This window comes from Gelidimonas diazotrophica (genome assembly GCF_055694025.1).
Genome location: NZ_CM146349.1, coordinates 3,765,364 through 3,788,279 on the forward strand (window position 1 = coordinate 3,765,364; position 22,916 = coordinate 3,788,279).

The following is a 22,916-nucleotide window of genomic DNA, read 5'->3' on the forward strand; positions in this document are numbered from 1 at the left end:
CAATGGTGCGGCTTGTTTGTGATTTTCCATAAAACGTAAAACGCTGCAAAAACCCCGTTTAAAAGGCGAAATTTGATGAAAATTGCCATCCTCGATGATTACCAGGATTGTGTACGCAAGCTCGATTGCTTCGCATTGCTAGCCGGCCATGAGGTCAAGGTATTCAACAATAGTGCGCGCGGCGCCGGACAACTGGCGGCGCGTCTGGCGCCTTTCGACGCGCTGGTATTGATTCGAGAACGTACTGGATTCAACCAAGCGTTGCTGGCCCGGCTGCCGAACCTGAAGCTGATCTCGCAAACTGGAAAAGTCAGCGGCCATATCGATGTCGCCGCCGCCACCGCGTGCGGCATTGTCATCGCGGAAGGCGTGGGCGATCCGAGTGCGCCGGCTGAACTGACGTGGGCTTTGATCATGGCGGCACGCCGCAAGATTCCCCAATACGCATCCCATCTGAAAGCCGGCAGATGGCAGACCGCAGCGCTAACGCCGCAATACAATCGGCTCGGCATGTTGCTGCAGGGGCAGACTCTGGGTATTTGGGGCTATGGCAAAATCGGGCGTCGGATCGCGGCCTATGGCAAGGCATTCGGCATGACGGTGCAAATTTGGGGCCGTGCCGCCAGCCGCCTCGGCGCCGTCCAGGACGGCTATCTGGCGGCCGAATCAAAAGAAGCCTTTTTCGCCTCCTCCGACGTCATCAGCCTGCATCTGCGCTTGAATGATGCAACCGTAGCCTGTGTTTCCGAAGCCGATCTGGCGCTGATGCAGCCCGACGCCCTATTCGTCAACACCAGCCGCGCCGAACTGGTCGCGCCCGGTGCGTTGCTGGCAGCCCTGCAGGCGGGGCGGCCCGGCGCGGCTGCACTGGATGTATTTGAAAGCGAGCCGCTGCCGCCCGACTCGCCGTTGCTGCGAATGGAAAACGTACTGGCCACGCCGCATCTCGGTTATGTCGAACAGAACAGTTATGAGTTGTACTTCCGCGCCGCGTTTCAGAATCTGGCCGATTTCGCCCAGGGCAAGCCGAACAACCTCATCAATCCGCAAGCGCTGATCCTGCAAAATTCATTTGAATCACACAGAACTCCATGAAAAAAATATCCATAATCGACTCCCACACCGGCGGCGAACCTACCCGTCTGGTGCTGGCCGGCGGCCCCGACCTGGGTGTCGGCCCCTTATTCGAACGTTTGGCGCGCTTCCAGCGCAGTCATGACCAGTTGCGCTCGGCCGTGGTGTGCGAACCGCGCGGCTCGGACGTGATGGTGGGTGCATTATTCTGCGCGCCGCACGACAGCAGTTGCGCGGCGGGCGTGATCTTCTTCAATAACGTCGGCTATCTGGGCATGTGCGGTCACGGCATGATCGGCTTCATCGTGTCGCTGGCGCATCTGGGGCGGATTCAGCCTGGCCGCCACCGGATCGAAACGCCGGTCGGCGTCGTCGAAACAGAATTGCACGCCGACGGCAGCGTCACCGTTCATAACGTGCCCGCGTATCGGGCCCGGAAAGCGCTTGCCATCGAGGTGGAAGGATACGGCCGCGTTTATGGCGACGTGGCCTGGGGCGGCAACTGGTTTTTCCTGGTCGGCGAGCACGGCTTGCAACTGACGCTGCAGAATATCGAAGCCCTGACCGATTTTGCCTGGCGGGTGCGTCAGGCGCTGGAGCGCGAAGGCGTCACCAGCAGCGACGGCGCGGCAATCGACCATATCGAATTATTCGCGCCCTCCGCCACTGCCGGCATCGACAGCCGCAACTTCGTGCTATGCCCGGGCAAAGCCTACGACCGCTCGCCGTGCGGCACCGGCACCAGCGCCAAAGTCGCCTGTCTGGCGGCAGACCGCGCATTGGCGGAAGGCGCAATCTGGCGTCAGGAAAGCATCATCGGCAGCGTGTTTGAAGCGTCTTACCGGATCGAAGACGGGCAGATCCGGCCCAGCATTCGGGGCCGCGCTTATGTGAATGCCGAAGCCACTTTGCTGCTGGATGAAAGCGATCCTTTGGTCTGGGGCATTCGGGTTTGACGGCAGGTTTGCGCGTGGCTCGTATATTCGTCAAAAAGAACGCGCTCAAGATACTCCTGTGTAAATTTTAAAAATAGGGCAATTGCCGCATGTATTCATTGCGGTAAGTAAATATACCTGATTCAGTATGTTGAATTTTAAATAGTGCCGGCGCGCAGGCCGGCACTATTTACATCATTTCGCGGCCTGTTTCCGGCCGCTTTCGCGGCGCCGGCATGGCCCGATTACGGGCCTTCGCAACATCGATTGGATATATTGTAAATATATTAGCCGAATGGTATTCTCGCTTTTCAGAAAAGCCGGGCATCGCAATTTGATGCGCATTCCAGGCGCATTGCAGTGCCGGTTGATGGCGTGCAGTGCATCGGGTATAACTGCGCATGCATGCATCAGTTTTGCATCTGGAACCAGAGACGGCGCAGACCGTAGCGTATGGCAGGTCAATTGCGTATCACTTAATCACTGCTGTTCAATTCGCTGCTATTCAATTTAATTTACCGCTGTTCAATTCTCAAGAGGATGACAATATGCAATTCAAACTAAAAATGATTCCAATCGCAGGCGCGATTGCTTTGGCTTTGGCCGGCAGCGCTTTCGCCCAGCAGCAAGTGGTCAAGATCGGCCACACCGGTCCGCTCTCGGGCGCCAATGCTTTTGCCGGCAAGGACGATGAAAACGGGGTGCGCCTGGCGGTGGAAGAATTGAACGCCAGAAAATTGACGATAGGCGGCAAGCAGATCAAATTCGAACTGCAATCCGAAGACGACCAGTGCGACCCCAAATCCGGCGTCAACGCGGCCCAGAAGCTGGTCGATGGCGGCGCCAAGTTTGTGCTCGGCCCGTATTGTTCCGGCGTCGCCATTCCAGCATCGCGCATTTATAACGAGGCTGGCGTGATGATGTCGACGGTGGGCACCAATCCCAAAGTCACCGAGGGCGGCTACAAGAACCTGTTTCGCATCGTCGCCAGCGATTCTCAAATCGGCTCCAGCATGGCGGTCTATGCTGCCAAAATACTCAAGGTCAAGACCGTTGGCGTGATCGATGATCGCACCGCGTTCGGCCAGGGTTTGTCTCAGGAATTCATCAAGGAAGCGAAGAAATCGGGCCTCAAAGTAGTCGGGCAGGAGTACACCACCGACAAGGCGACCGACTTCGCCACCATCCTGACCAACATGAAAGCCAAGAACGCCGATGTGATCTTCTTCGGCGGCTATGCCCCGCAAGGCGCTCCGATGGCGCGCCAGATGAAGCAGCTTGGGCTCAAGGCGAAATTGCTGGGCGGCGATACGCTGTGCAGCCCGGAGATGGGGAAACTTGGCGGCGATGCAGTAAACGATGTCGTGCTCTGCGCGCAAGGCGGAGCGATTCTGGGTAAAGTCGCGGATGGCCCGGCATTCAAGGCCAAATACAAGAAACGCTTTAACCGCGACGCCGATGTCTATGCCGCTTCGTTTTATGACCAGACCATGTTCATAGCCCAGGCGATGCAAAAATCCAACTCGGTAGATCCGGTCAAAGTCGGCGCAGAGATGTACAAATCCAGCTACAAAGGCGTTGCCGGCACCTATTCGTATGACGAAAAAGGGAATATGAAACAGGCTCCGGTCACCGTGTTTTCCTTCAAGAATGGCGCGCCGGTTGCTCTGGCCAGTTATTAATCCAATCTCGCTTTAATTGTCTGAAATGAAAAATGGAGCGATGCGAATTGCTCCATTTTTTGTAACTATGCAGCTTGCCAGGTGAGGACTGTTTGCGTCCCCTCGCCCGGCATGACTTTTCCTGGTGCCCGAATCGCCATGCGATTCGCTTGCGGGAGAGGGTTAGGGAGAGGGCCTTGGCAAATGTTTCGGCCGCATTATGTGGCAATGCAATCGAAATTGCGCCTTGGTTGGCCCGCTTTGGTCATTGCGAGTAACCTCTCCCCAGCCCTCTCCCACAAGTGGGAGAGGGAGTTATCCATAGCGGGCTGAACCGCTCCCCATTCTTTTCGCTGGCGCAATTTGATATGTAATCTCGCCGGCAGCGTCTGCTGCCGGCCTATTTACGAGGCACTCTTCCATGACTGAATCAAGCACTCTCCCCGCGCTCTATCCACCGATCGAACCCTACCGCAGCGGCATGCTGGCGGTGGATGCATTGCATACTTTGTACTGGGAAGAATGCGGCAATCCCGACGGGGTGCCGGTGCTGTTCCTGCACGGTGGGCCGGGCGCCGGCTTGTCGCCCAAGCATCGCCAGTTCTTCGATCCCGCACATTACCGCATCGTGCTGTTCGACCAGCGCGGCGCAGGCAAATCGACTCCGTTGGGCGAATACCGCAACAACACGACCCAGCTGCTGATCGCCGATATCGAACGCCTGCGACAGATGCTGGAAATTGAACAATGGCTGGTGTTCGGCGGCTCCTGGGGTTCGACGCTGGCGCTGGCCTATGGCGAAGCCCATCCGGAATGCTGCACCGGCTTCGTGTTGCGCGGCATTTTCCTGTGCACCAGGCCTGAAATCGACTGGTTCCTGAACGGCGTCAAATGGTTTTTTCCGCAAGCGCATGCGCAGTTCGTCGCGCAGATTCCCGAATCCGAGCGTGGCGATTTGCTGCAGGCTTTTGAGAAGCGCCTGTTCTGCGACGACCCGGTCGTGTACTCGGAAGCGGCGCGCAGTTGGGGCCGTTATGAAGGCAGTTGCCTGCATCTGTTGCCGCATCCGGAAGTCGCCGAAGAGTTCGGCTCGGAAGCAGTCGGCATCGGTGTAGGACGGCTGGAAGCGCACTATTTCCTTAATGACGCCTTTCTGACGGACGACCAGTTGATCCGCAACGTCGGGCGCATCCGGCACCTGCCGGCCATCATTATCCAGGGCCGCTACGACGTGGTATGCCCGCCGTTGTCGGCGTACCGTTTGCACCAGGCGTGGCCGCAAGCGCACATCAACATGATCGAGGATGCCGGTCACGCAGCATTTGAACCGGGCATTGCCAGTGCGCTGGTTGCTGCCACCGAGCAGTTCAAGCGGCAGCGCGGTTTTGATAAACAATGACAGCAACAGATTCAGCCGCAGTTTCAGCGAATAAACCCGTCGGGACCAAGCAGCGCGCGGCCGATATCGCCTACAACGTGCTGGAAAGCATGATCGTCACCCTGCAGCTCAAGCCGGGGATGCCGATTGTCGAAGCCGAACTGGTGGATGCGACCGGCCTGGGACGCACGCCGCTGCGCGAAGCGCTGATGCGGATGTCGGCCAACGGCTTGATTGTCCAGTTGCCGCGGCGCGGCCTGATCGTCAGCGACATCGAACTGGCCGCGCATTTGACCTTGATCGAAACCCGCCGCGTGCTGGAGCGCCTGATCGCCGCCAGCGCAGCACGCCGCGCCACGCCGCAGCAGCGCAAGGATATCCTGACGCACGCCAGGAAAATGGTCGCCGCCGCCAAAAAGAACGACTTGAAAACCTATATGCAGGCCGATCAGGCGCTCGACACTGTCAGTCACCAGGCCTGCCGCAATCCATCCGCCGTTACTGCCGTCATCCCGCAAGTGATGCAGTGCCGCCGCTTCTGGTACGCGTTTCAGCACGAGGGCGATATCGAGGCCGACGCCCAATGCCACATGATGCTGGCCACCGCAATCGCCAACGGCGACCCCGATGCCGCAGTCAGCGGCGCTGAAGCCTTGATGGATTACCTGGATTCGTTTGCGCGCAAGGTTATCGATAAATGATGGCGGCACTCCTGTGTTCGCTTGCCGGCCAGAATTAGCGCTAGGTATATGCGGCGGCACTACCGTAAAATTTTAGAACGAAGCCCCCGGCAGTCTTGCGCTATCCCATCATGAAGGGGGTGGCCGCGGCCAGCTTATCAGGCTGACCGCGGGCAGACACATGCACCGGAGTCACATGTGAAGCATTCTTTCCTACTCACTATTGGAGAATTATCTTGCCCTACGTAGCAGACACCATCGCAAAATTAAAGCGCACCGGCCCCGCCGAAATCGAATATTACCAAGCAGTCGAAGAAGTCCTGATGTCGCTGCGGCCATTGCTGGACAAGGATTCCAGATACAAAAAGCACAACATCATCGATCGTATCGTCGAACCGGAGCGCCAGATCATGTTCCGCGTCGCGTGGATCGATGACCTGGGCCAGGTACAGGTCAACAAGGGTTACCGGATCGAATTCAATTCGGCGCTGGGGCCGTACAAGGGCGGCATTCGCCTGCACCCGAGCGTGTATGCGGGGATCATCAAGTTTCTCGGTTTCGAGCAGGTTTTCAAGAATGCGCTGACCGGCTTGTCCATCGGCGGCGCCAAGGGCGGCAGCGACTTCGACCCGAAGGGCAAGTCGGATAATGAAGTGATGCGCTTTTGCCAGTCGTTCATGAACGAGTTGTACCGCCATATCGGCCCCACCACCGACATTCCGGCCGGCGACATCGGCGTTGGCGCACGCGAAATCGGCTACATGTTCGGTCAGTACAAACGCTTGACCGGCCGCTACGACGGCGTGTTTACCGGCAAGAAAATCAGCTGGGGCGGTTCGCTGGCGCGCAAGGAAGCAACCGGCTACGGCTCCGTGTATTTCGCCCAAAACATGCTGGCAGCAATCGGCCAGACGCTCGAAGGCAAAACCTGCCTGGTGTCAGGTTCCGGCAACGTCGCCATTTACACAGTCGAAAAGCTGTATCAGGTCGGCGCCACACCGGTCACCGTGAGCGACTCGCGCGGCATGATCCATCATCCGCAAGGCATCAACCTGGAAACCCTGAAGCAACTCAAGGAAGTCGAAGGAGTTTCGCTGGCCGCCTATGCCGAACATCACCCCGAGGCCCGCTACACTGCCGCATCGGACTATCCAGCCGGCCGCAATCCGCTCTGGTCGGTGCCTTGCGACGCCGCCTTCCCCAGCGCCACCCAAAACGAGCTGAATGAAGCCGATGCGGTAGCGCTGCTGAAAAACGGTTGCCGCTGCGTATCGGAAGGGGCCAACATGCCATCGACCCAGGGCGCAATCGACAAGTTCCTGGCCGCTGGCATCAGCTACGGTCCGGGCAAGGCCGCCAACGCCGGCGGCGTCGCCACCAGCCAGCTGGAAATGGCGCAAAACGCCAGCATGCAGCAATGGACTTTCGAAGAAGTCGACAGCCGCCTGCACGCCATCATGAACAATATCTACCAGACCGTCAGCACCACCGCGGCCGAGTTCGGCCAGAACGGCAACCTGGTGCTGGGCGCGAATATCGCCGGTTTCCGCAAAGTGGCCGACGCGATGATCGATCAGGGCGTGGTGTAAGCGCTGCACGATTTCCGCATCAAAAACGCCCGCAACCGGTCATCGATTGCGGGCGTTTTCGCCTGTACGGCGGTCCGTGGATGAAATACATACAACGCACTGTATTTATGAATGCCGCATGTTTTTATTGCGCGAAGTACTGGGTTATTGCCCATACTCCTATGTTTATTCAGAGTAAGGGGGCTGTTCAGCCGGCCTGCCCGTCAAGGGCGATGTGCTTTGCTGCTGCCGAATTTACTTTTCACTGGTTAATGCGACGCAACCCGATGACTCGCGTTACTTCCAGCAGGTGTCGCGCAGGGTCGAGCCGCCGGCAGTGCCGCCGACCAAGACTCCGCGCACGCCGGTTGACGTCAGGGTAAAGGTTCCACAAGAGTCATTGATCATCGATCCTCCGGCAACGGGAACCATGCGCAGAACATAGCTGGCAGAAGTTAGCGTAGCAGTTGGAATGGAAAGGTTATAGATTGCGGTGCTGTCTGCGGGCGACTGCTTCAGGCTCCCGGGAATTTGGTCGATCACATCGTGGTCGGCGCGATCTTTGGTAAAGGTGTCATTGGCGGCATAAAAACGCTGCATGAATTGGGCTACCTGCAGCAGCTGGGTTCGGGCATCCGCCCGCTTTGCTCTCGCTACGTAGCTGGTATAGGCAGGCAGGGCTATGCTGGCCAAAATTGCCACAATTGCCACCGTGACCATGAGTTCGATCAACGTGAACCCGAAGCTCCGGGCTGATGGTTTGTGGGCGGTGAAATAACAACGCATGCGGCGTACTCCTGATTGAATGCTTACTGATATTTCATGCTAGCGCATGAAAAGTTGACGCCACTGGCGCGATATGATTTTGAGGGTTACTAATGGGGGCGGGCCCTTAGGACACTCCGAGCTATTCGGAGTGTCGCCGACAGTTGCACTAGGCGCCACTGTCCTAGCTCCGGCGCCATTGAAGATGAGTGCGCCGTCGACGTTACTCGCACTACCGACGCTGATGGCGCCGGCGTTGGTTACGAGATTGCCGCCGACATCTGTGTTACTTCCCACTGTGATGGCGCCGGCTTTACCGGTGCAAACCGAATCCTTGATCTTTGCGTGATTCTCCACTGTGATGGCACCTGCGTCGGTGCCGAGACCGCCGCCGACCTCTGTGGAATTTCCTACGGTAATGGCGCCGTCTTTGGTGGTGACATCGCCGCCGACCTCGCTATTAGAGCCAATAGTGATGGCGCCGGCGCCGACTGCACTGCCGTGGTAGGTGGTGGCGACATCGCCCGTGACTTTTACGTGATTTCCCAGTGTGATAGCGCCGGCGATACTGGTGATGATCGAGCCATCGACCGTGCTGCTATCACCGACGTTGACGGCGCCGGAGGCAGTTTTGATATTGCCGACGACTATGCTGTTAGTGCCGATGGTGACCACGCCAGCGATCGTGGTGGTGATCGCGCCGGTGACGGTGCTGTGATTACCGACGTTGATGGCGGCGGAGTCGGTTTTGATCTTGCCGACGACTGTGTTGTTATTGCCGATGTTGACGACGCCGGCGATAGTAGTGATATTGCCTACGATGTCGCTGTTAACATCGGTGGTGACGGTGCCGCCGCCGGTCAAGTTTGCGGTCAGAAAGGTGCCTGTGCCCAAATAGGTTTTCCCGCTAACCATAAGGGTCAGGTTGGAAGCAGAGCCCCCTTCATTGATTTTGCTGCCGGCGCCAGTTGTGAAATCGCCTTTGATGGTGATTGTGGCCGGTGATGTGATGGTGATCGTGTCGCCGGCGGCGAGCGATAGTGCACCGCAAGTGTAGGTGCCGCTGTTGCCGCTGCAGCCTGGGGGCAGATTGTTTGGAAAGTTGTAGTTTTCCGCCGCCTGCGCCGGTAGCCAGGCCAGCAGCAGCGGCAGCGCAGCAAGCCGAAACATCCATCGACGCGCATCGGCGCCCCATGACGATGTGTAACAACAAAATCCCAGGCACAGTAGCCGCCATGGTTTCCGATGGCCGAATCGGATGATGGACAAGGTGGCGCGGAAGCGGTTAATCATGAGGGATTCTCATCTAGTATTGAAATGTGGGATTGGAGCCAGACTTCGCTGCCAACGGGGCGGCTGCGGCTCGCATCAGCTTCCTCTACTTCAGGGCCAAACCCGCGGGCGGTGACTACATAGTAGAAAGTTTTACTGCCAGTACCGGGAGCACCGGCAGGAGCAAGGTCCGAGAGCTCGACCATGCACTCGGGCGGCCGCTTGTAGGTTTTGTCGGTCATCCCGGCCTGGTTGACCAGATTCAATGGGAGCACGAAAGCCGGAGTGGCGGCGATATCCCAATTGTCCGCCGCGTCTTGCCATTTCGGAGGGGTACTCGTCGGCAAAATATTAGATTCAATAAAAGTGGTTGCATAGGTAGACGGGTTGCCACTGGCAACTGTCAAGACATCTAAAACAGAAGATTCGCAATGACGCAAAGCAATTTCAGCGGCCTGGGTAGCCAACTCAGTGGTTCGCACATTGCCTGCCACACTTGCTGTGGAACCGGCATTGCGGATACTGGCGACAGCCAGCAGCGAGATCACGACCAACAAGATCAGTGCAATGATCAGCACCACGCCGCGCTGGGTTTGCAGCAAACGAGAGCGTGGCAAGCCCCTTCGGTGTGCAGATTGGGTTGGTATTTTCATAGCAAGGTTTTCAGTAATTTCTAAATCCGCCGATTTCGCAATACAACTGTGGTGGAGTAAGCGCGCCGCAGCCGCAGGTCTGGTGGGGCAGTTTCCAGAGTGCCGTCACACTTGATGTAACGCGCTGACGCTGCGTCGGATACAACCGGAGCCTCGCTACGCACCAGCACGCAGATGCGAACCGTTATGACTTTTGCCCATTGCTTTGCGGGATCGCCCAAGGCTGCGAGGTCGGGATGAGTGATTACTTTTTCAGCGCTCAAATAGCCGGCCACCCGCGCTGTGATGACTGCAGCGTCTTCGGTTAAAGCCCTGACTGTGCCATAGGTGAACTGCATGTCCTCGATATTTTCAACCAGTGGTTGGGTGTTGCCGCCATTACCTTTGCAATACAGGCTGGGTATGGAGGAGGATGTGTCGACATAAAACCGGTTGTCTGCCACGTAATAAGTATCTGGTGTAGCACCCGGCGGGAATGTGACCTCGATCGGATTCAATTTTTGCCCGAGGCAGTCGGTTGGTTTACCGCCGGTGGTGGGCACGGTATTGAAGGTATCCGCTTCGTAACTGACCGCAATGGAGTCCGGTTTGGTGGTATCGGGCACGCAGGTAAGGTCGTTGAGGTAGGTTTTGGTGATGTCACTGAACTGCCCGTCACAGCCAAGGATGCTGTAGACGCTGGTTGGGTACGACCCCGTCAGAGAGGATTCCGAGCCGTAGACGGGAGAATATGCCGTCGGGCCATAGACTGGATTGTGGCGACTGGAAAGTGTGGGATCGAGATTGTCGATACGGTTGGCCTGATCGGGGTTGTTACCCGCCATCCGTAGCTGTTGGGTCAGAATGGTCAGTGCCGCCTGGGCATCTTCGTTCATGCGCCCCTGCGCTTCGGCCATTTTACCGGCTCCCGCTGCGCCCATATACGCGGAAAAAACCGCGACTGTAATGATCAGCCCTATGGTCAGGGAGATCATCAGTTCGATCAACGAAAATCCTTTAAGGTATCGCGAGCCTGACGAGAGCCGATGGCGTGTCATATTTTGAATCTCACATAAAGGCAACGCGGCTTGGGATTGGTGTCGGTATTCGTTACTTCGGGAGGGCAATTGTCAGAGGATGATGAATCGACGATCGCCGCATAAGTGTCGGGTTCTTGCCAGATAATCCACAGGTTGCCGACGGTGTTGCTGCTGCTGGTTATGCCGCTGATATTGTCGTCGCGCGACATGAGAATATCGCCAGCAGGCAGTTCCGCACGCACTGCGACTTTCGTCTCTTCAAGATCCATAGTGGCCAGGGAGACATGGTTGCAGTTAGGATAGTCGCAGATTTTTGACTGGTTTTTTGTGAGTTTGGTCTGTGAATTGTCGTAACTGCTTTTGTTGTAGTGGCCGTTGTTGAACCCTTCTGGATTGGCCCGCATGCGCTCAATATAATTGGAGGCCAGGTTGACGGCTGTCGCACGGTAGCCCGATAACTTGGGCATCTGTACGGCGAAAGACAGCGTTGCAGCGAGAGACAGCATCCCGAAAGATAGCAACAGCAGGGCGACCAGCACCTCGATTAGCGAGGCGCCGGCTTGATGGTGACGATTCATAGGCGATGGCTTCATGGGTTATTAGTTCGGGCAATCGGCGAAGCCGTCGCCGGCAATTCGGGCGCGGCCGCCAAGGCTGACGCATACCGTGCGTTGAACCTCGTTGGCGAACATGTCGTTGCCACCAAAGGTCAGCGTTGTGGCCGAATTTAAGTTGAGAAAGCGTCCGGTGGCCGTGAAGCGGAATTTGGTGGATGATGCGCCGCCCGCTTCCACAATGGAATTTATCGAGGTGATGGGCGACTGCACCCGCAGCAGTGGCTCGGTTGCGGTTTTTGCTCCATTGTTGTTCAAGTCGTGAAAAATAATCCAGCCGCTGACCCACCCATTTTGACCTGGGCCGGAACCGCTGCCGCAAGTCGGATTGGCTGCTTCGGGAGAATTGCTGCGACACATGACAACCCCGCCGCCGCGCCGAATCGATTCACTGCGCGCATAGCGCATGTCGGCCAGAAAGGTGTTCACGTTGCTCGATATCGTAGTCGACTGGATCAGCCGCTGGAGCGATGGGGCAGCAATCGCGCTGAGGATGGCGACAATAGCCACCACAACCATCAATTCGATCAAAGTAAATCCGTGTGATTTGTGCATAGCACAAGAGTTTAAGCGAACCGCTGAGGTTTTTGCGGCTATGGTTGATAGAAGGCAACTTTGAGTTGACTAGTGGCGTTGGCTTCTACCGTACCCATCCTGCTGGCCAAATTACTTCGAAAGTAAACTCTTGAATTTCCCCGTTTTCGCGGGGATGGCGGAAGAACTTCCGCCGGTTGTTGTTTTGCGCGTTTCTTACTCGTACTCGCCAATCGGCACGCAACCGCAGAACAGCTTGCGGTCGCCATAGACGTTGTCGGCGCGCCCCACCGTCGGCCAGTATTTTTGCTGGCGTAGCGCAGCCACCGGATAAGCTGCAATTTCACGGTTGTACGCATGTTCCCAGACGTCGGCGCAGACCACTTGCGCGGTATGCGGCGCATGTTTCAACGGATTGTCGGCGCGGTCAAATTCGCCGCTGGCGACCTTGGCGATTTCTTGCCGGATCGCGATCATCGCGTCGATGAAGCGGTCGATCTCGGCCTGCGATTCGCTTTCGGTCGGCTCGATCATCAGCGTGCCCGGCACCGGGAAGCTCATGGTCGGCGCGTGGAAGCCGAAATCCATCAGGCGCTTGGCGACGTCTTCGTTGCTGATGCCGGTGGCGGCGGTCAGCGGGCGCAGATCGAGGATGCATTCGTGCGCTACCAATCCGTCGTGGCCCGAATACAGCACCGGATAGTGCGGCGTCAGACGGCGCGCAATGTAATTGGCGGCCAGAATCGCCACTTCGGTGGCGGCGGTCAATCCTGCCGCGCCCATCATCGCGATATACATCCACGAAATCGGCAAAATGCTGGCCGAGCCGAACGGGGCCGCCGCAATTGCGCCGATGCCGGCAGCGTCGCGCTGGTAGCCGGCGCTGCGCAGATTCGGCAGGAATTGGGCCAGATGCGCGCCGACCGCAACCGGGCCGACGCCGGGGCCGCCACCGCCGTGCGGAATGCAGAAAGTCTTGTGCAGATTCAGGTGGCTGACGTCGCCGCCGAACTGGCCCGGCGCGGCGACGCCGACCAAGGCATTCATGTTGGCGCCGTCGATATAGACCTGGCCGCCGTGCGCGTGGACGATTTCGCACAATTGCTGCACGCCTTCCTCGAACACGCCGTGGGTCGACGGATAAGTCACCATCGCCGCCGCCAAGTTGTTGCTATGGAGTTCGGCCTTGGCTTGCAGATCGGCCAGATCGACATTGCCGCGGGCGTCGCAGGCGACCACCACCACCTGCATTCCGGCCATCGTGGCCGAGGCTGGATTGGTGCCGTGCGCCGAGGATGGAATCAGGCAGACATTGCGATGCGCTTCGCCGCGCGACGCGTGATACGCGTGGATCACCAGCAGGCCGGTGTATTCGCCTTGCGAGCCGGCGTTCGGCTGCAAGGATACGGCGGCGTAACCGGTGGCCGCGCACAACATTTCTTCCAGTTGGTCGATCATTTCGCGGTAGCCGATGGTCTGGCCGGTCGGCGCATACGGATGGATGCTGGAGAATTCAGGCCAGCTGACCGGCAGCATTTCGCTGGTGGCGTTGAGCTTCATGGTGCAGGAACCGAGCGGAATCATGCTGCGGTCGAGCGCCAGATCCTTGTCGGCCAGACTGCGCAGGTAGCGCAGCATTTCGTGTTCGGCGTGATAGCGGTTGAAGACCGGATGCGTCAGAAAGCCGCTGCGGCGCGCCAGCGCAGCCGGGAACGCATCGCTGACCGTGGCTTCGATCGCGTCGAAATCGAGCGCCTGTGCCTGTCCCGGCACTTCCTGCGCAAAAATTGACCACAGCAATTGCACGTCGCCACGTTCGGTGGTTTCATCGAGCGCAATGCCGACATGATGATCGTCGATCCGTCGCAAATTTACGCCCTGCGCCTGGGCCGCCGCGTGCAATTTGTCGGCCAGCTTGACTTGTACCGTCAGCGTGTCGAAAAAGGCCTGGTTGGCGATGCCGTAACCGAGTCTGCGCAAGCCTGTCGCCAGCACGCCGGTGATGCGGTGCACGCGCTGCGCAATGCGACGGATGCCGTGCGGGCCGTGATACACCGCATACATCGACGCCATCACCGCCAGCAAGACTTGCGCGGTGCAAATGTTGGAAGTGGCTTTCTCGCGCCGGATATGCTGTTCGCGGGTTTGCAGTGCCAGCCGGTACGCGTTATTGCCCTGCGCATCGACCGTCACGCCGACCAGACGGCCCGGCATGCTGCGCTTGAATGCTTCGCGGGTAGCCAGGTAACCGGCGTGCGGGCCGCCGAAACCGAGCGGCACGCCGAAGCGCTGGCTATTGCCGACCACCACATCTGCGCCCCACTCGCCCGGCGGCGTCAGCAGCGCCAGCGCCAGCAAATCGGCGGCGACGATCACCAGCGCGCCCTTGGCGTGCATCGCTTTGACGTACTCGCGGTAATCGCGCACTTCGCCATTCACGCCCGGATATTGCAGCAGCACGCCGAAACAATCGTTGTGCAGCGCGCTGTCGACCATTCCGTCCTTGGTATCACTCGCAAAGCTGCAGGTGCGCACTTCGATGCCGATGGGCCGGGCGCGGGTTTCGATGATTTCGCGGGTTTGCGGCAGCACGTCGTCGGCCACATAAAATACGTTCGAATGGGACTTGCCGACGCGCTGGATCAGTGTCATCGCTTCGGCGCTGGCAGTGCCTTCGTCCAGCATCGACGCGTTGGCAATCGCCATCCCGGTCATGTCGATGATCATTTGCTGGAAGTTCAGAATTGCTTCCAACCGGCCTTGGGATATTTCCGGCTGATACGGCGTGTAAGCGGTGTACCAGGCCGGATTTTCAAACAGGTTGCGCAGGATTACGCCCGGCGTGTAAGTGTTGTAATAGCCCTGACCGATCATCGACTTGAAGACGCGATTCTTGGCAGCCAGACCTTTTAGCTTGGCCAGAGCCGCCTGCTCCGGCAGCGGCTGGGTGAACTGGCCGAGCGGCAGCGCATCCTTGCGGCGGATGTTGGGCGGCACGATGGCGTCGATCAGCGCGCTGCGGCTCGGGTAGCCGAGGACAGTCAGCATCGCCTGTTGTTCAGATTCGGACGGGCCGATATGGCGCGCGATGAAAGCGTCGCGTGCTTCAAGTTGGGACAGGCTGGCGCGGGTCATGATCTGGAGTTGTTGTGGAAAGATCAGGCGTCGATTTTGGTGCGGTAGGCCGCCGCATCGAGCAGGCTATCCAAGTCGCCGGGCTTGGCCGGCTTCAGTTTGAACAGCCAGGCTGCATAAGCGTTCTGGTTGATTTGCTCGGGTTCGTCGCCCAGTGCATCATTGACCGCCACCACTTCGCCGCTGACCGGCGCATAAATGTCGCTGGCCGCCTTGACCGATTCCACCACCGCGCAATCTTTGCCGGCTGTCAGCTGCTGGCCGATTATCGGCAATTCGACAAACACGATGTCGCCCAGCGCATCCTGCGCATATTCGGTGATGCCGACGCTGATCGTGCCATCGGTTTCGGCGCGCGCCCATTCGTGGGATTCGCTGTATTTGAGTTCGGCGGGAATGTTCATTTTTTAACTCCAGAAATAGAAAATTTTTTAGTACTGGTGCGTATGATGCACTTTACTGATCACTACATATACTCATAGATGCTGCATCGGTTACCGCATATGAACAATAATAAGTTTGCATATACTCCATGTTTTTTCTATTGAATAACGCGACATGTGGAGATCAGGAAATCAGAATTTTGCCGTGGCGTACAAACGGTAGTTTGACCACCGCCGCTGTCAGTTGCTTGTCGCGGATTTCAACTTGCACTGTGTCGCCAGGCACCACGCCCAGCGGCAAACGTGCCAGCGCAATCGCTTGCTGCAGGGTTGGGCTGAAAGTGCCGCTGGTGATTTCGCCCTGCCCTTTGTCGGTGGCGACTTTCTGGTGGGCGCGCAGCACGCCGCCTTTTTCACGCAGGATCAGACCGAGAAATTGCGCCTGTTGCCCTTTGGCCAGCAGCGCTGCCTTGCCGACAAAATCGCGTGCGCTGACCAGATCGATAGTCCAGGCCAGACCGGCGTCGAGCGGGTTGACGGTGTCATCCATGTCCTGACCGTACAAATTCATGCCGGCTTCCAGCCGCAGCGTGTCGCGTGCGCCCAGACCGGCGGGTTTGACGCCGGCCGCTGCCAGCGCATTCCACAACGCTTCGGCTTGCGTGGCCGGAAAGGCCAGTTCGAAGCCATCTTCGCCGGTGTAACCGGTGCGCGCCAGCATCACTTCGCCGAACGGCGCGTCGGCCACCACGACTGCATTGAACGGTTTTAATTGCGCGCTGGCGGTTTGCGTTTGCGGCAAGACCTGCCATACCTTGGCGCGTGCATTCGGTCCCTGCACCGCAATCAGCGCCAGCGCGTCAGCGCCGCTGCGGCGTTGGGTGATGACGAGGCCGCTGCCGGTTTTGTTATTCTGGGCCGAAATCCAGGCCAGGTCTTTTTCAGCGGTGCCGGCATTGACCACCAGCCGGAACCAGTTTTCGCTGAAGAAATAAATGATCAGATCGTCGATTACACCGCCGTCGGTATTCAGCATGCAGGAATACAGCGCCTTGCCGGGTATTTGCAATTTATCGACATTGTTGGCGACCAGGCCGCGCAGAAAAGCGCGTGCATTGGCGCCCTGCAGATCGACCACGCACATGTGCGAAACGTCGAACATGCCGCAATCGTTGCGCACCGCGAGGTGCTCCTCGATTTGTGAGCCGTAGTTGACCGGCATGTCCCAACCGCCGAAATCGACCATGCGGGCGCCAGCGGCACGGTGCGCAGCGTTAAGGGGAGTCGCTTGAAGCGTCATGGAAACCTCGCGTCGTTTCGGCAGCAGCATGGCTGCCCTGTTCCAATCAAGAATTCAAAATATATGCGCAGCAGTCGCAGGTGTCAAATTTTGGACGGTGTCCGCCTGAAGCGGGCCGACACCGGTTCATACCGCCATGTAACGGCCGGGGCGATGGTTCAGCATGATGACCAGATTCAGCGCCACCGCACCCAGAATCGAAGCCAGCAACGCAGTCAGGTTGACCACCAGCAGCGAAGCCAGCACGATGACGACATCGACGACCATTTGCAATTTGCCGGCACGAATCCCGTATTTGTCTTGCAGGTAGAGCGAGAGGATGTTGACGCCGCCCAGGCTGGCCTGATGGCGAAACAGCACGATGAAGCCGGTTCCCATCAGAAATCCACCCATCAACGCGACATAGAACGGCGTCAAGGCGCTGAAATGCACAAACTGCGGGTGCAAGCTGGAAAACACCGACACCAACGCCACCGCACAAAAAGTCCTGATGGTGAAACGCCAGCCCATGCGCCGCACCGCGAGGAAATAAAACGGCAGATTGATGACGAAAAATACCGTGCCGAACGGAATCTGGGTGGTGTAATGGATCAGAAACGCGAGGCCAGCAGTACCGCCGGTGATCAACCCTGCCTGGTTGAACATGGCGATGCCGAGCGAGACAAACAGAGTGCCGATCAGGAGCGCCAGAATGTCTTCAAACAGGCTGTGGGTGGGAGGAAGGACGGGAGGAATAATGGCGACGGGTGTCATCAGGATGGCGCGATCAGAATGGATGCAAGAATCCGTGAAAGAGGATTCTCCGGCAAGGAAAATCCGACATTAACGCACAAAACCGCACATCGTGATAGATGCCGATGTGATTGGAATCCATCACGGCAGTACGTAATTATTACCAATGAAAGCGCTGCTTTTCAGAAGACTTCAAGCTCCGCGCAACAGGCACTCGGCGCCACTTTTGAGGGAAGGAAAAATGTTGTGCGGCCGATTCAGATGCTGCAAGCCGGGCGCCAACGGCAATGCAGCGCCACTGTAAGCAGGCCATCCCTGACGCACCGGCATGACCTGCAGCGCTGCGCCGGCCAGGCTGGCAGATGCCGCTGCGGCATTCGGCGCTTCCCAGCCAAAGCTGTAAGCATAATCCGGCAGCAAGGCGTCGCAGATAGCGGCAAACCATGCGCTGTGATCGGCATCATGGCCGAGCGCATGCGCCAGGCCTTCCGGATCGAATTGCGCCAAAGCCTGAATCAATTCCGCAGTCGATGCTCCCGGCGCATCACTCCAGCCCAGCACCGGATTAAAGATGTAATCGGCCCCGGAGCCGGACCAGCCGGCGCGCAGCGGCCGCGCGTTCCAGTTGCGCGCACCGGTAAACAGGTGCCAATGCCAATGCAAGCCGGACGGTTTCGGCCACGAATACAGATACAGCCGCTGATAACCGGCACCGTGCAGGGCGCGCACCATCGCCATCAGACGCGCATGCGGCATGCGCTCGGGCGGATTACGGCGAAACAGGATCGGCTCGCCATCTGCCTGCTGCAACTGGTCGGACGACAGGCACAGATCGAGCGTGTGCGATTCCTGGCCGAAGCGCACCGATACCCAGCCTGACAGCAAATTTACCGCAGTCAGAACCCCATATCCGCGAAAACGGTGAAAAACGACGGTGCCGGGAGCGATCGGTTGCATGCTAAAGCAGTTTCAATATTAGATAAATAGTGGGAGTATAAGTAATAAATGTGCATTTCCCGCATGTATTTAAAGCGTGAATAAAAATACAGTAAGCAGTACATATTACTTCGTAGAGCTGCGACAAATGCCGGAATAGAAGTTGGAAATAGCCCGCTGCAGCTGTGTTGTCGAGTTCAGAGCCCGATTGTAACGCGTTGCAGCACCGGTTTCTGGTGTCAATGGCAATTCACCCTGCGTAAAAAACATGCAAAAGCATGTCGATTGGATCTGCTGCGGAAATATTGCGTAATGAGATAAAAATGATGGGAAATGAGTTTGTTTTTATCTATTTAAGATTTTATAAATTTATTTGCCTGAAATTGCAATTTATAGGAGTTGTGATCGCTAACAATGATTTATGACGATATCAAAATTAATTTATCTTTGATAAATATGAAATTTATTAAATGTCATTATGATTTATTTGTTGAGATAAAAGAATCTAATTCGAATCATTTTCCAGAAAAAACAATATGTGAATTGCATGTTCGTAGTCGTTCAAGCTTTCTTTCTCTATTTCTTATGCAATTTTGCGTGCAGCCCATCTAGTGTTGAACCACTTTGCAAGATGCCCTGTAGCCGGTAGACTCTCGCCTCAATGTAATTCCGATGAGTTTAAGTGCATCAGTAGAATAAAAAAGGATCAAAATGATGCGAAGACGAGCAGCGTTGAATGAAATCGTGGAAGCCTCCGGACTGAGTCGTGCCACGGTCGACCGCGTGATCAACAACCGACCTGGGGTTCACCCGCGCACCCGCGACTTGGTCGCACGGGTCATTGTAGAGCTGGAAAAAACCGCCACCGACGCTAGCGTATCCAGCCCTGCGGCACCGGTTGCAAGCAGATATTTCCAGTTTTGCGTACAAGGCAGCGATGCATTTGCCGACGCCTTGGAAGCGGCGCTGGCCGATTCCACAGAGATATTTCGATTACGCGGTTGCAAGCTTGGCGTGGTGCGGTTTTCCGCGAATGAAGATGAAAAATTGAGTGACTACCTGGCGACTATCGGAGAGAAATGCGATGGCGTGGCGATTTCTGCCAGAAATACCGAACTGGTCGGCAACCGCCTGCGCGTTCTCAAGCGACGCCAGATTCCGGTTGTGAGTTTTAATACCGATGTCGACGCTGATGCGCGTCATTGTCATGTCGGGATTGATAATCGCGCCGCAGGGCAAACAGCGGCTTTTCTAATAGGCAGTCACCTGAAACACTTGCCTGTCGCCAATGTGGCACTGGTGGTGAATAGCGTCTCTTACCGCAGCCATGAAGATAGGGAAATCGGCTGCCGCGCCTTATTGCGGCAACGCCACCCGCAGATAAATCTTTTTGAGATTGTCAAAGGTGAGGATGATGCAGAGGATACGTATCAGGCCTTGTGCGAGGTGCTGTCGGGGCGGTCCGATATCAGTGCGCTATATGATTTGAGTGGCGACAACCGCAGCTTGGCCAAGGCCGTACAGGATTGCGGCCGCAGTAATCTGCTGTATATAGCGCACGAATTTAATTCTGAGAGCAGTAATTTGCTCAAGGATGAGGTAATCGATTACCTGATTGCGCAGCACATACCGACCCTGTTGAGTTCGGTCGTGGATGCGTTGCTGCAGATTAACGCAGGAAAGCAGCTCGCCGATATCACTTCGATGCCGATACAACTGCTCTGTAAATACGCGATCTGAATACGTCGCTGATGGTGTAATGGAAGACATTACGTTGTTGCGACGCGCCAGCAGATGTCTCTGGCGCGCTTAAGAGTGTACGCAATTAACTATTACTGTATTACTGGCCGGGCGCCGGATTAGCGTCGACATCTGGCTGCACTTCACCTTCGCTGGAAGTGTCCTCATCTGCAGCATCGGTCTTCGGTATCGACTTGCGCTGTAATTTTTCTTCTTTCTTGCGTTTTTTTGCAAGGTCTTTTTGACGCTTTTCGAATTGGTAATTAGGCTTGGCCAATGGAGAGTCCCGGGTCTGTGTTGAAATTAGGGGGCGGCCGATACTGTAGATTCTGCCGCTTTATATATAGAGTACGCGATAACTGGCATGACACCAAATGGTGTGCAAAAAATATCATGTAAGTAATTAGTTCAGATGCGATTGATGCGGGCCTGGTTCGCCACTTCCGACCAAAAGGAAGGGATGCATGCATTTTTAGAAAAGCGCTTGCCAAAGTTCCGCAACGTTTGATATAGTTCGGCTCCCGCTGAGAGGCGGGGTAAAGGCAGGAAGAGAAGTGGCAGCGGAAGTTGACGGAATTGGACGAAACGCGGAGTGCAGGGAGTTGGAGTTTGCGCGGTGCGGGACGGAAAAGAAATGTTGACTGAGTAAGAAAAACGCTGCATAATCTGCCCTCTTCAGTGCTGCAAACAAAACGCTTTGCAGTCTGGTTGGCCCGGGTGAAGATACCAGAGCTGACGGAGAAAAGAAAGATCTTTAACAACTAACAGTCGATAAGTGTGGGCACTTGATGAAGGCGCCACGTCAGACGCGCAAGCGTTTGGGGTGAACTTAAAATATCAAATGCTCGCACAGAAGAAGAATAGGATTTTTTTGGAGGCAACTTCAGGAAGAGCCTGTCAGTATTTTGAGTGAGCGACCGGTCTGGTAAAACGGACCATGTCAGCAATGACATAAAACAGAGATTAAACTGAAGAGTTTGATCCTGGCTCAGATTGAACGCTGGCGGCATGCCTTACACATGCAAGTCGAACGGCAGCACGGAGCTTGCTCTGGTGGCGAGTGGCGAACGGGTGAGTAATATATCGGAACGTACCCTCGAGTGGGGGATAACGCAGCGAAAGTTGCGCTAATACCGCATACGATCTACGGAGGAAAGCAGGGGATTCGCAAGGACCTTGTGCTCGTGGAGCGGCCGATATCTGATTAGCTAGTTGGTAGGGTAAAAGCCTACCAAGGCCACGATCAGTAGCTGGTCTGAGAGGACGACCAGCCACACTGGAACTGAGACACGGTCCAGACTCCTACGGGAGGCAGCAGTGGGGAATTTTGGACAATGGGGGCAACCCTGATCCAGCAATGCCGCGTGAGTGAAGAAGGCCTTCGGGTTGTAAAGCTCTTTTGTCAGGGAAGAAACGGTGGCTCCTAATAAGGGTTACTAATGACGGTACCTGAAGAATAAGCACCGGCTAACTACGTGCCAGCAGCCGCGGTAATACGTAGGGTGCAAGCGTTAATCGGAATTACTGGGCGTAAAGCGTGCGCAGGCGGTTATGTAAGACAGATGTGAAATGCCCGGGCTCAACCTGGGAACTGCATTTGTGACTGCATGGCTAGAGTGTGTCAGAGGGGGGTAGAATTCCACGTGTAGCAGTGAAATGCGTAGATATGTGGAGGAATACCGATGGCGAAGGCAGCCCCCTGGGATAACACTGACGCTCATGCACGAAAGCGTGGGGAGCAAACAGGATTAGATACCCTGGTAGTCCACGCCCTAAACGATGTCTACTAGTTGTTGGGTCTTAATTGACTTAGTAACGCAGCTAACGCGTGAAGTAGACCGCCTGGGGAGTACGGTCGCAAGATTAAAACTCAAAGGAATTGACGGGGACCCGCACAAGCGGTGGATGATGTGGATTAATTCGATGCAACGCGAAAAACCTTACCTACCCTTGACATGTACGGAACCTTTGAGAGATCAGAGGGTGCTCGAAAGAGAGCCGTAACACAGGTGCTGCATGGCTGTCGTCAGCTCGTGTCGTGAGATGTTGGGTTAAGTCCCGCAACGAGCGCAACCCTTGTCATTAGTTGCTACGAAAGGGCACTCTAATGAGACTGCCGGTGACAAGCCGGAGGAAGGTGGGGATGACGTCAAGTCCTCATGGCCCTTATGGGTAGGGCTTCACACGTCATACAATGGTACATACAGAGGGCCGCCAACCCGCGAGGGGGAGCTAATCCCAGAAAGTGTATCGTAGTCCGGATTGTAGTCTGCAACTCGACTACATGAAGTTGGAATCGCTAGTAATCGCGGATCAGCATGTCGCGGTGAATACGTTCCCGGGTCTTGTACACACCGCCCGTCACACCATGGGAGCGGGTTTCACCAGAAGTAGGTAGCTTAACCGCAAGGAGGGCGCTTACCACGGTGGGATTCGTGACTGGGGTGAAGTCGTAACAAGGTAGCCGTATCGGAAGGTGCGGCTGGATCACCTCCTTTCTAGAGTATGTGCCCAAGTCAAGTGTTCACACTTATCGA

At 56.5% G+C, this 22,916-nt stretch carries 19 protein-coding genes and 1 rRNA gene; 8 read left to right on the top strand and 12 right to left on the bottom strand.

Going from position 1 to position 22,916, the window contains the following annotated elements:
• Positions 1 to 75 precede the first annotated feature (75 nt).
• The 6 genes from KGFNPO_RS17440 to gdhA all read left to right on the top strand — a co-directional run bounded on the left by KGFNPO_RS17440 (position 76) and on the right by gdhA (position 7,317).
• Positions 76 to 1,095 carry a D-2-hydroxyacid dehydrogenase family protein gene (locus tag KGFNPO_RS17440; RefSeq protein WP_472632483.1) on the top strand — a complete coding sequence of 340 codons (1,020 nt, stop codon included), beginning with the start codon at positions 76 to 78 and terminating at the stop codon, positions 1,093 to 1,095.
• Positions 1,092 to 2,030, top strand: a complete 939-nt coding sequence (locus KGFNPO_RS17445; protein WP_472632484.1) for a 4-hydroxyproline epimerase — start codon at positions 1,092 to 1,094, stop codon at positions 2,028 to 2,030. Before KGFNPO_RS17440 ends, KGFNPO_RS17445 begins: the two co-directional genes overlap by 4 nt.
• Positions 2,031 to 2,557: 527 nt before the next feature.
• Entirely contained in the window at positions 2,558 to 3,691 is a 1,134-nt protein-coding gene (locus KGFNPO_RS17450) for a branched-chain amino acid ABC transporter substrate-binding protein (protein WP_472632485.1), read from the top strand.
• A 400-nt stretch (positions 3,692 to 4,091) separates the two neighbouring features.
• Positions 4,092 to 5,069, top strand: coding sequence for a prolyl aminopeptidase (gene pip / locus KGFNPO_RS17455; protein ID WP_472632486.1), 978 nt, complete (start codon positions 4,092 to 4,094; stop codon positions 5,067 to 5,069).
• Positions 5,066 to 5,749 carry a GntR family transcriptional regulator gene (locus tag KGFNPO_RS17460; protein ID WP_472632487.1) on the top strand — a complete coding sequence of 228 codons (684 nt, stop codon included), beginning with the start codon at positions 5,066 to 5,068 and terminating at the stop codon, positions 5,747 to 5,749. The genes pip and KGFNPO_RS17460 overlap by 4 nt, the downstream gene beginning before the upstream one ends.
• A 215-nt stretch (positions 5,750 to 5,964) precedes the next feature.
• On the top strand, positions 5,965 to 7,317 hold the full coding sequence (gene gdhA, locus KGFNPO_RS17465) for an NADP-specific glutamate dehydrogenase (protein WP_472632488.1): 1,353 nt from the start codon (positions 5,965 to 5,967) through the stop codon (positions 7,315 to 7,317).
• A gap of 276 nt (positions 7,318 to 7,593) precedes the next feature.
• Here the strand turns inward: gdhA and KGFNPO_RS17470 are convergent, their stop codons facing one another.
• From KGFNPO_RS17470 to KGFNPO_RS17520, 11 genes are all read right to left on the bottom strand, one after another.
• Complete coding sequence (locus KGFNPO_RS17470) at positions 7,594 to 8,082, bottom strand: type IV pilin protein (RefSeq protein WP_472632489.1); 489 nt, start codon at positions 8,080 to 8,082, stop codon at positions 7,594 to 7,596.
• 39 nt (positions 8,083 to 8,121) lie between these two features.
• Positions 8,122 to 9,354: a hypothetical protein gene (locus KGFNPO_RS17475; protein WP_472632490.1), complete on the bottom strand. Its 1,233-nt coding sequence runs from the start codon at positions 9,352 to 9,354 to the stop codon at positions 8,122 to 8,124.
• The gene (locus KGFNPO_RS17480) at positions 9,351 to 9,986 is read right to left on the bottom strand and encodes a pilus assembly PilX family protein (RefSeq protein ID WP_472632491.1); all 636 of its coding nucleotides are present in this window, start codon (positions 9,984 to 9,986) and stop codon (positions 9,351 to 9,353) included. Before KGFNPO_RS17480 ends, KGFNPO_RS17475 begins: the two co-directional genes overlap by 4 nt.
• Positions 9,987 to 10,006: 20 nt before the next feature.
• Entirely contained in the window at positions 10,007 to 11,023 is a 1,017-nt protein-coding gene (locus KGFNPO_RS17485; protein ID WP_472632492.1) for a PilW family protein, read from the bottom strand.
• Positions 11,020 to 11,583: a type IV pilus modification protein PilV gene (gene pilV, locus KGFNPO_RS17490; RefSeq protein WP_472632493.1), complete on the bottom strand. Its 564-nt coding sequence runs from the start codon at positions 11,581 to 11,583 to the stop codon at positions 11,020 to 11,022. Before pilV ends, KGFNPO_RS17485 begins: the two co-directional genes overlap by 4 nt.
• Positions 11,584 to 11,604: 21 nt before the next feature.
• On the bottom strand, positions 11,605 to 12,174 hold the full coding sequence (locus KGFNPO_RS17495; protein WP_472632494.1) for a GspH/FimT family pseudopilin: 570 nt from the start codon (positions 12,172 to 12,174) through the stop codon (positions 11,605 to 11,607).
• Between the two features lie 195 nt (positions 12,175 to 12,369).
• Positions 12,370 to 15,288 carry an aminomethyl-transferring glycine dehydrogenase gene (gene gcvP / locus KGFNPO_RS17500; RefSeq protein WP_472632495.1) on the bottom strand — a complete coding sequence of 973 codons (2,919 nt, stop codon included), beginning with the start codon at positions 15,286 to 15,288 and terminating at the stop codon, positions 12,370 to 12,372.
• Positions 15,289 to 15,311: 23 nt separating this feature from the next.
• On the bottom strand, positions 15,312 to 15,692 hold the full coding sequence (gene gcvH, locus KGFNPO_RS17505) for a glycine cleavage system protein GcvH (RefSeq protein ID WP_472632496.1): 381 nt from the start codon (positions 15,690 to 15,692) through the stop codon (positions 15,312 to 15,314).
• Between the two features lie 163 nt (positions 15,693 to 15,855).
• Positions 15,856 to 16,971: a glycine cleavage system aminomethyltransferase GcvT gene (gene gcvT / locus KGFNPO_RS17510; protein WP_472632497.1), complete on the bottom strand. Its 1,116-nt coding sequence runs from the start codon at positions 16,969 to 16,971 to the stop codon at positions 15,856 to 15,858.
• A 126-nt stretch (positions 16,972 to 17,097) separates the two neighbouring features.
• Entirely contained in the window at positions 17,098 to 17,724 is a 627-nt protein-coding gene (locus KGFNPO_RS17515) for a YitT family protein (protein WP_472632498.1), read from the bottom strand.
• A gap of 171 nt (positions 17,725 to 17,895) precedes the next feature.
• Positions 17,896 to 18,660, bottom strand: a complete 765-nt coding sequence (locus KGFNPO_RS17520; RefSeq protein ID WP_472632499.1) for an L-asparaginase — start codon at positions 18,658 to 18,660, stop codon at positions 17,896 to 17,898.
• Positions 18,661 to 19,350: 690 nt separating this feature from the next.
• Between KGFNPO_RS17520 and KGFNPO_RS17525 the strand changes: the two genes are divergently transcribed.
• Complete coding sequence (locus tag KGFNPO_RS17525; protein WP_472632500.1) at positions 19,351 to 20,379, top strand: LacI family DNA-binding transcriptional regulator; 1,029 nt, start codon at positions 19,351 to 19,353, stop codon at positions 20,377 to 20,379.
• A 100-nt stretch (positions 20,380 to 20,479) separates the two neighbouring features.
• Here the strand turns inward: KGFNPO_RS17525 and KGFNPO_RS17530 are convergent, their stop codons facing one another.
• Positions 20,480 to 20,656 carry a hypothetical protein gene (locus tag KGFNPO_RS17530; RefSeq protein WP_472632501.1) on the bottom strand — a complete coding sequence of 59 codons (177 nt, stop codon included), beginning with the start codon at positions 20,654 to 20,656 and terminating at the stop codon, positions 20,480 to 20,482.
• A gap of 688 nt (positions 20,657 to 21,344) precedes the next feature.
• On the opposite strand from KGFNPO_RS17530, the gene KGFNPO_RS17535 reads away from it, so the two are divergent.
• Positions 21,345 to 22,877: ribosomal RNA gene (locus tag KGFNPO_RS17535) — 16S ribosomal RNA — on the top strand.
• Positions 22,878 to 22,916 lie beyond the last annotated feature (39 nt).

What these genes read in the sequence shown, in the direction of transcription:
- KGFNPO_RS17440 (WP_472632483.1), top strand. Translation starts at nt 76, where the DNA reads ATGAAAATTGCCATCCTCGATGATTACCAGGATTGTGTACGCAAGCTC.
- KGFNPO_RS17445 (WP_472632484.1), top strand. Translation starts at nt 1,092, where the DNA reads ATGAAAAAAATATCCATAATCGACTCCCACACCGGCGGCGAACCTACC.
- KGFNPO_RS17450 (WP_472632485.1), top strand. Translation starts at nt 2,558, where the DNA reads ATGCAATTCAAACTAAAAATGATTCCAATCGCAGGCGCGATTGCTTTG.
- pip (WP_472632486.1), top strand. Translation starts at nt 4,092, where the DNA reads ATGACTGAATCAAGCACTCTCCCCGCGCTCTATCCACCGATCGAACCC.
- KGFNPO_RS17460 (WP_472632487.1), top strand. Translation starts at nt 5,066, where the DNA reads ATGACAGCAACAGATTCAGCCGCAGTTTCAGCGAATAAACCCGTCGGG.
- KGFNPO_RS17470 (WP_472632489.1), bottom strand. Translation starts at nt 8,082, where the DNA reads ATGCGTTGTTATTTCACCGCCCACAAACCATCAGCCCGGAGCTTCGGG.
- KGFNPO_RS17475 (WP_472632490.1), bottom strand. Translation starts at nt 9,354, where the DNA reads ATGATTAACCGCTTCCGCGCCACCTTGTCCATCATCCGATTCGGCCAT.
- KGFNPO_RS17480 (WP_472632491.1), bottom strand. Translation starts at nt 9,986, where the DNA reads ATGAAAATACCAACCCAATCTGCACACCGAAGGGGCTTGCCACGCTCT.
- KGFNPO_RS17485 (WP_472632492.1), bottom strand. Translation starts at nt 11,023, where the DNA reads ATGACACGCCATCGGCTCTCGTCAGGCTCGCGATACCTTAAAGGATTT.
- pilV (WP_472632493.1), bottom strand. Translation starts at nt 11,583, where the DNA reads ATGAATCGTCACCATCAAGCCGGCGCCTCGCTAATCGAGGTGCTGGTC.
- KGFNPO_RS17495 (WP_472632494.1), bottom strand. Translation starts at nt 12,174, where the DNA reads ATGCACAAATCACACGGATTTACTTTGATCGAATTGATGGTTGTGGTG.
- gcvP (WP_472632495.1), bottom strand. Translation starts at nt 15,288, where the DNA reads ATGACCCGCGCCAGCCTGTCCCAACTTGAAGCACGCGACGCTTTCATC.
- gcvH (WP_472632496.1), bottom strand. Translation starts at nt 15,692, where the DNA reads ATGAACATTCCCGCCGAACTCAAATACAGCGAATCCCACGAATGGGCG.
- gcvT (WP_472632497.1), bottom strand. Translation starts at nt 16,971, where the DNA reads ATGACGCTTCAAGCGACTCCCCTTAACGCTGCGCACCGTGCCGCTGGC.
- KGFNPO_RS17515 (WP_472632498.1), bottom strand. Translation starts at nt 17,724, where the DNA reads ATGACACCCGTCGCCATTATTCCTCCCGTCCTTCCTCCCACCCACAGC.
- KGFNPO_RS17520 (WP_472632499.1), bottom strand. Translation starts at nt 18,660, where the DNA reads ATGCAACCGATCGCTCCCGGCACCGTCGTTTTTCACCGTTTTCGCGGA.
- KGFNPO_RS17525 (WP_472632500.1), top strand. Translation starts at nt 19,351, where the DNA reads ATGATGCGAAGACGAGCAGCGTTGAATGAAATCGTGGAAGCCTCCGGA.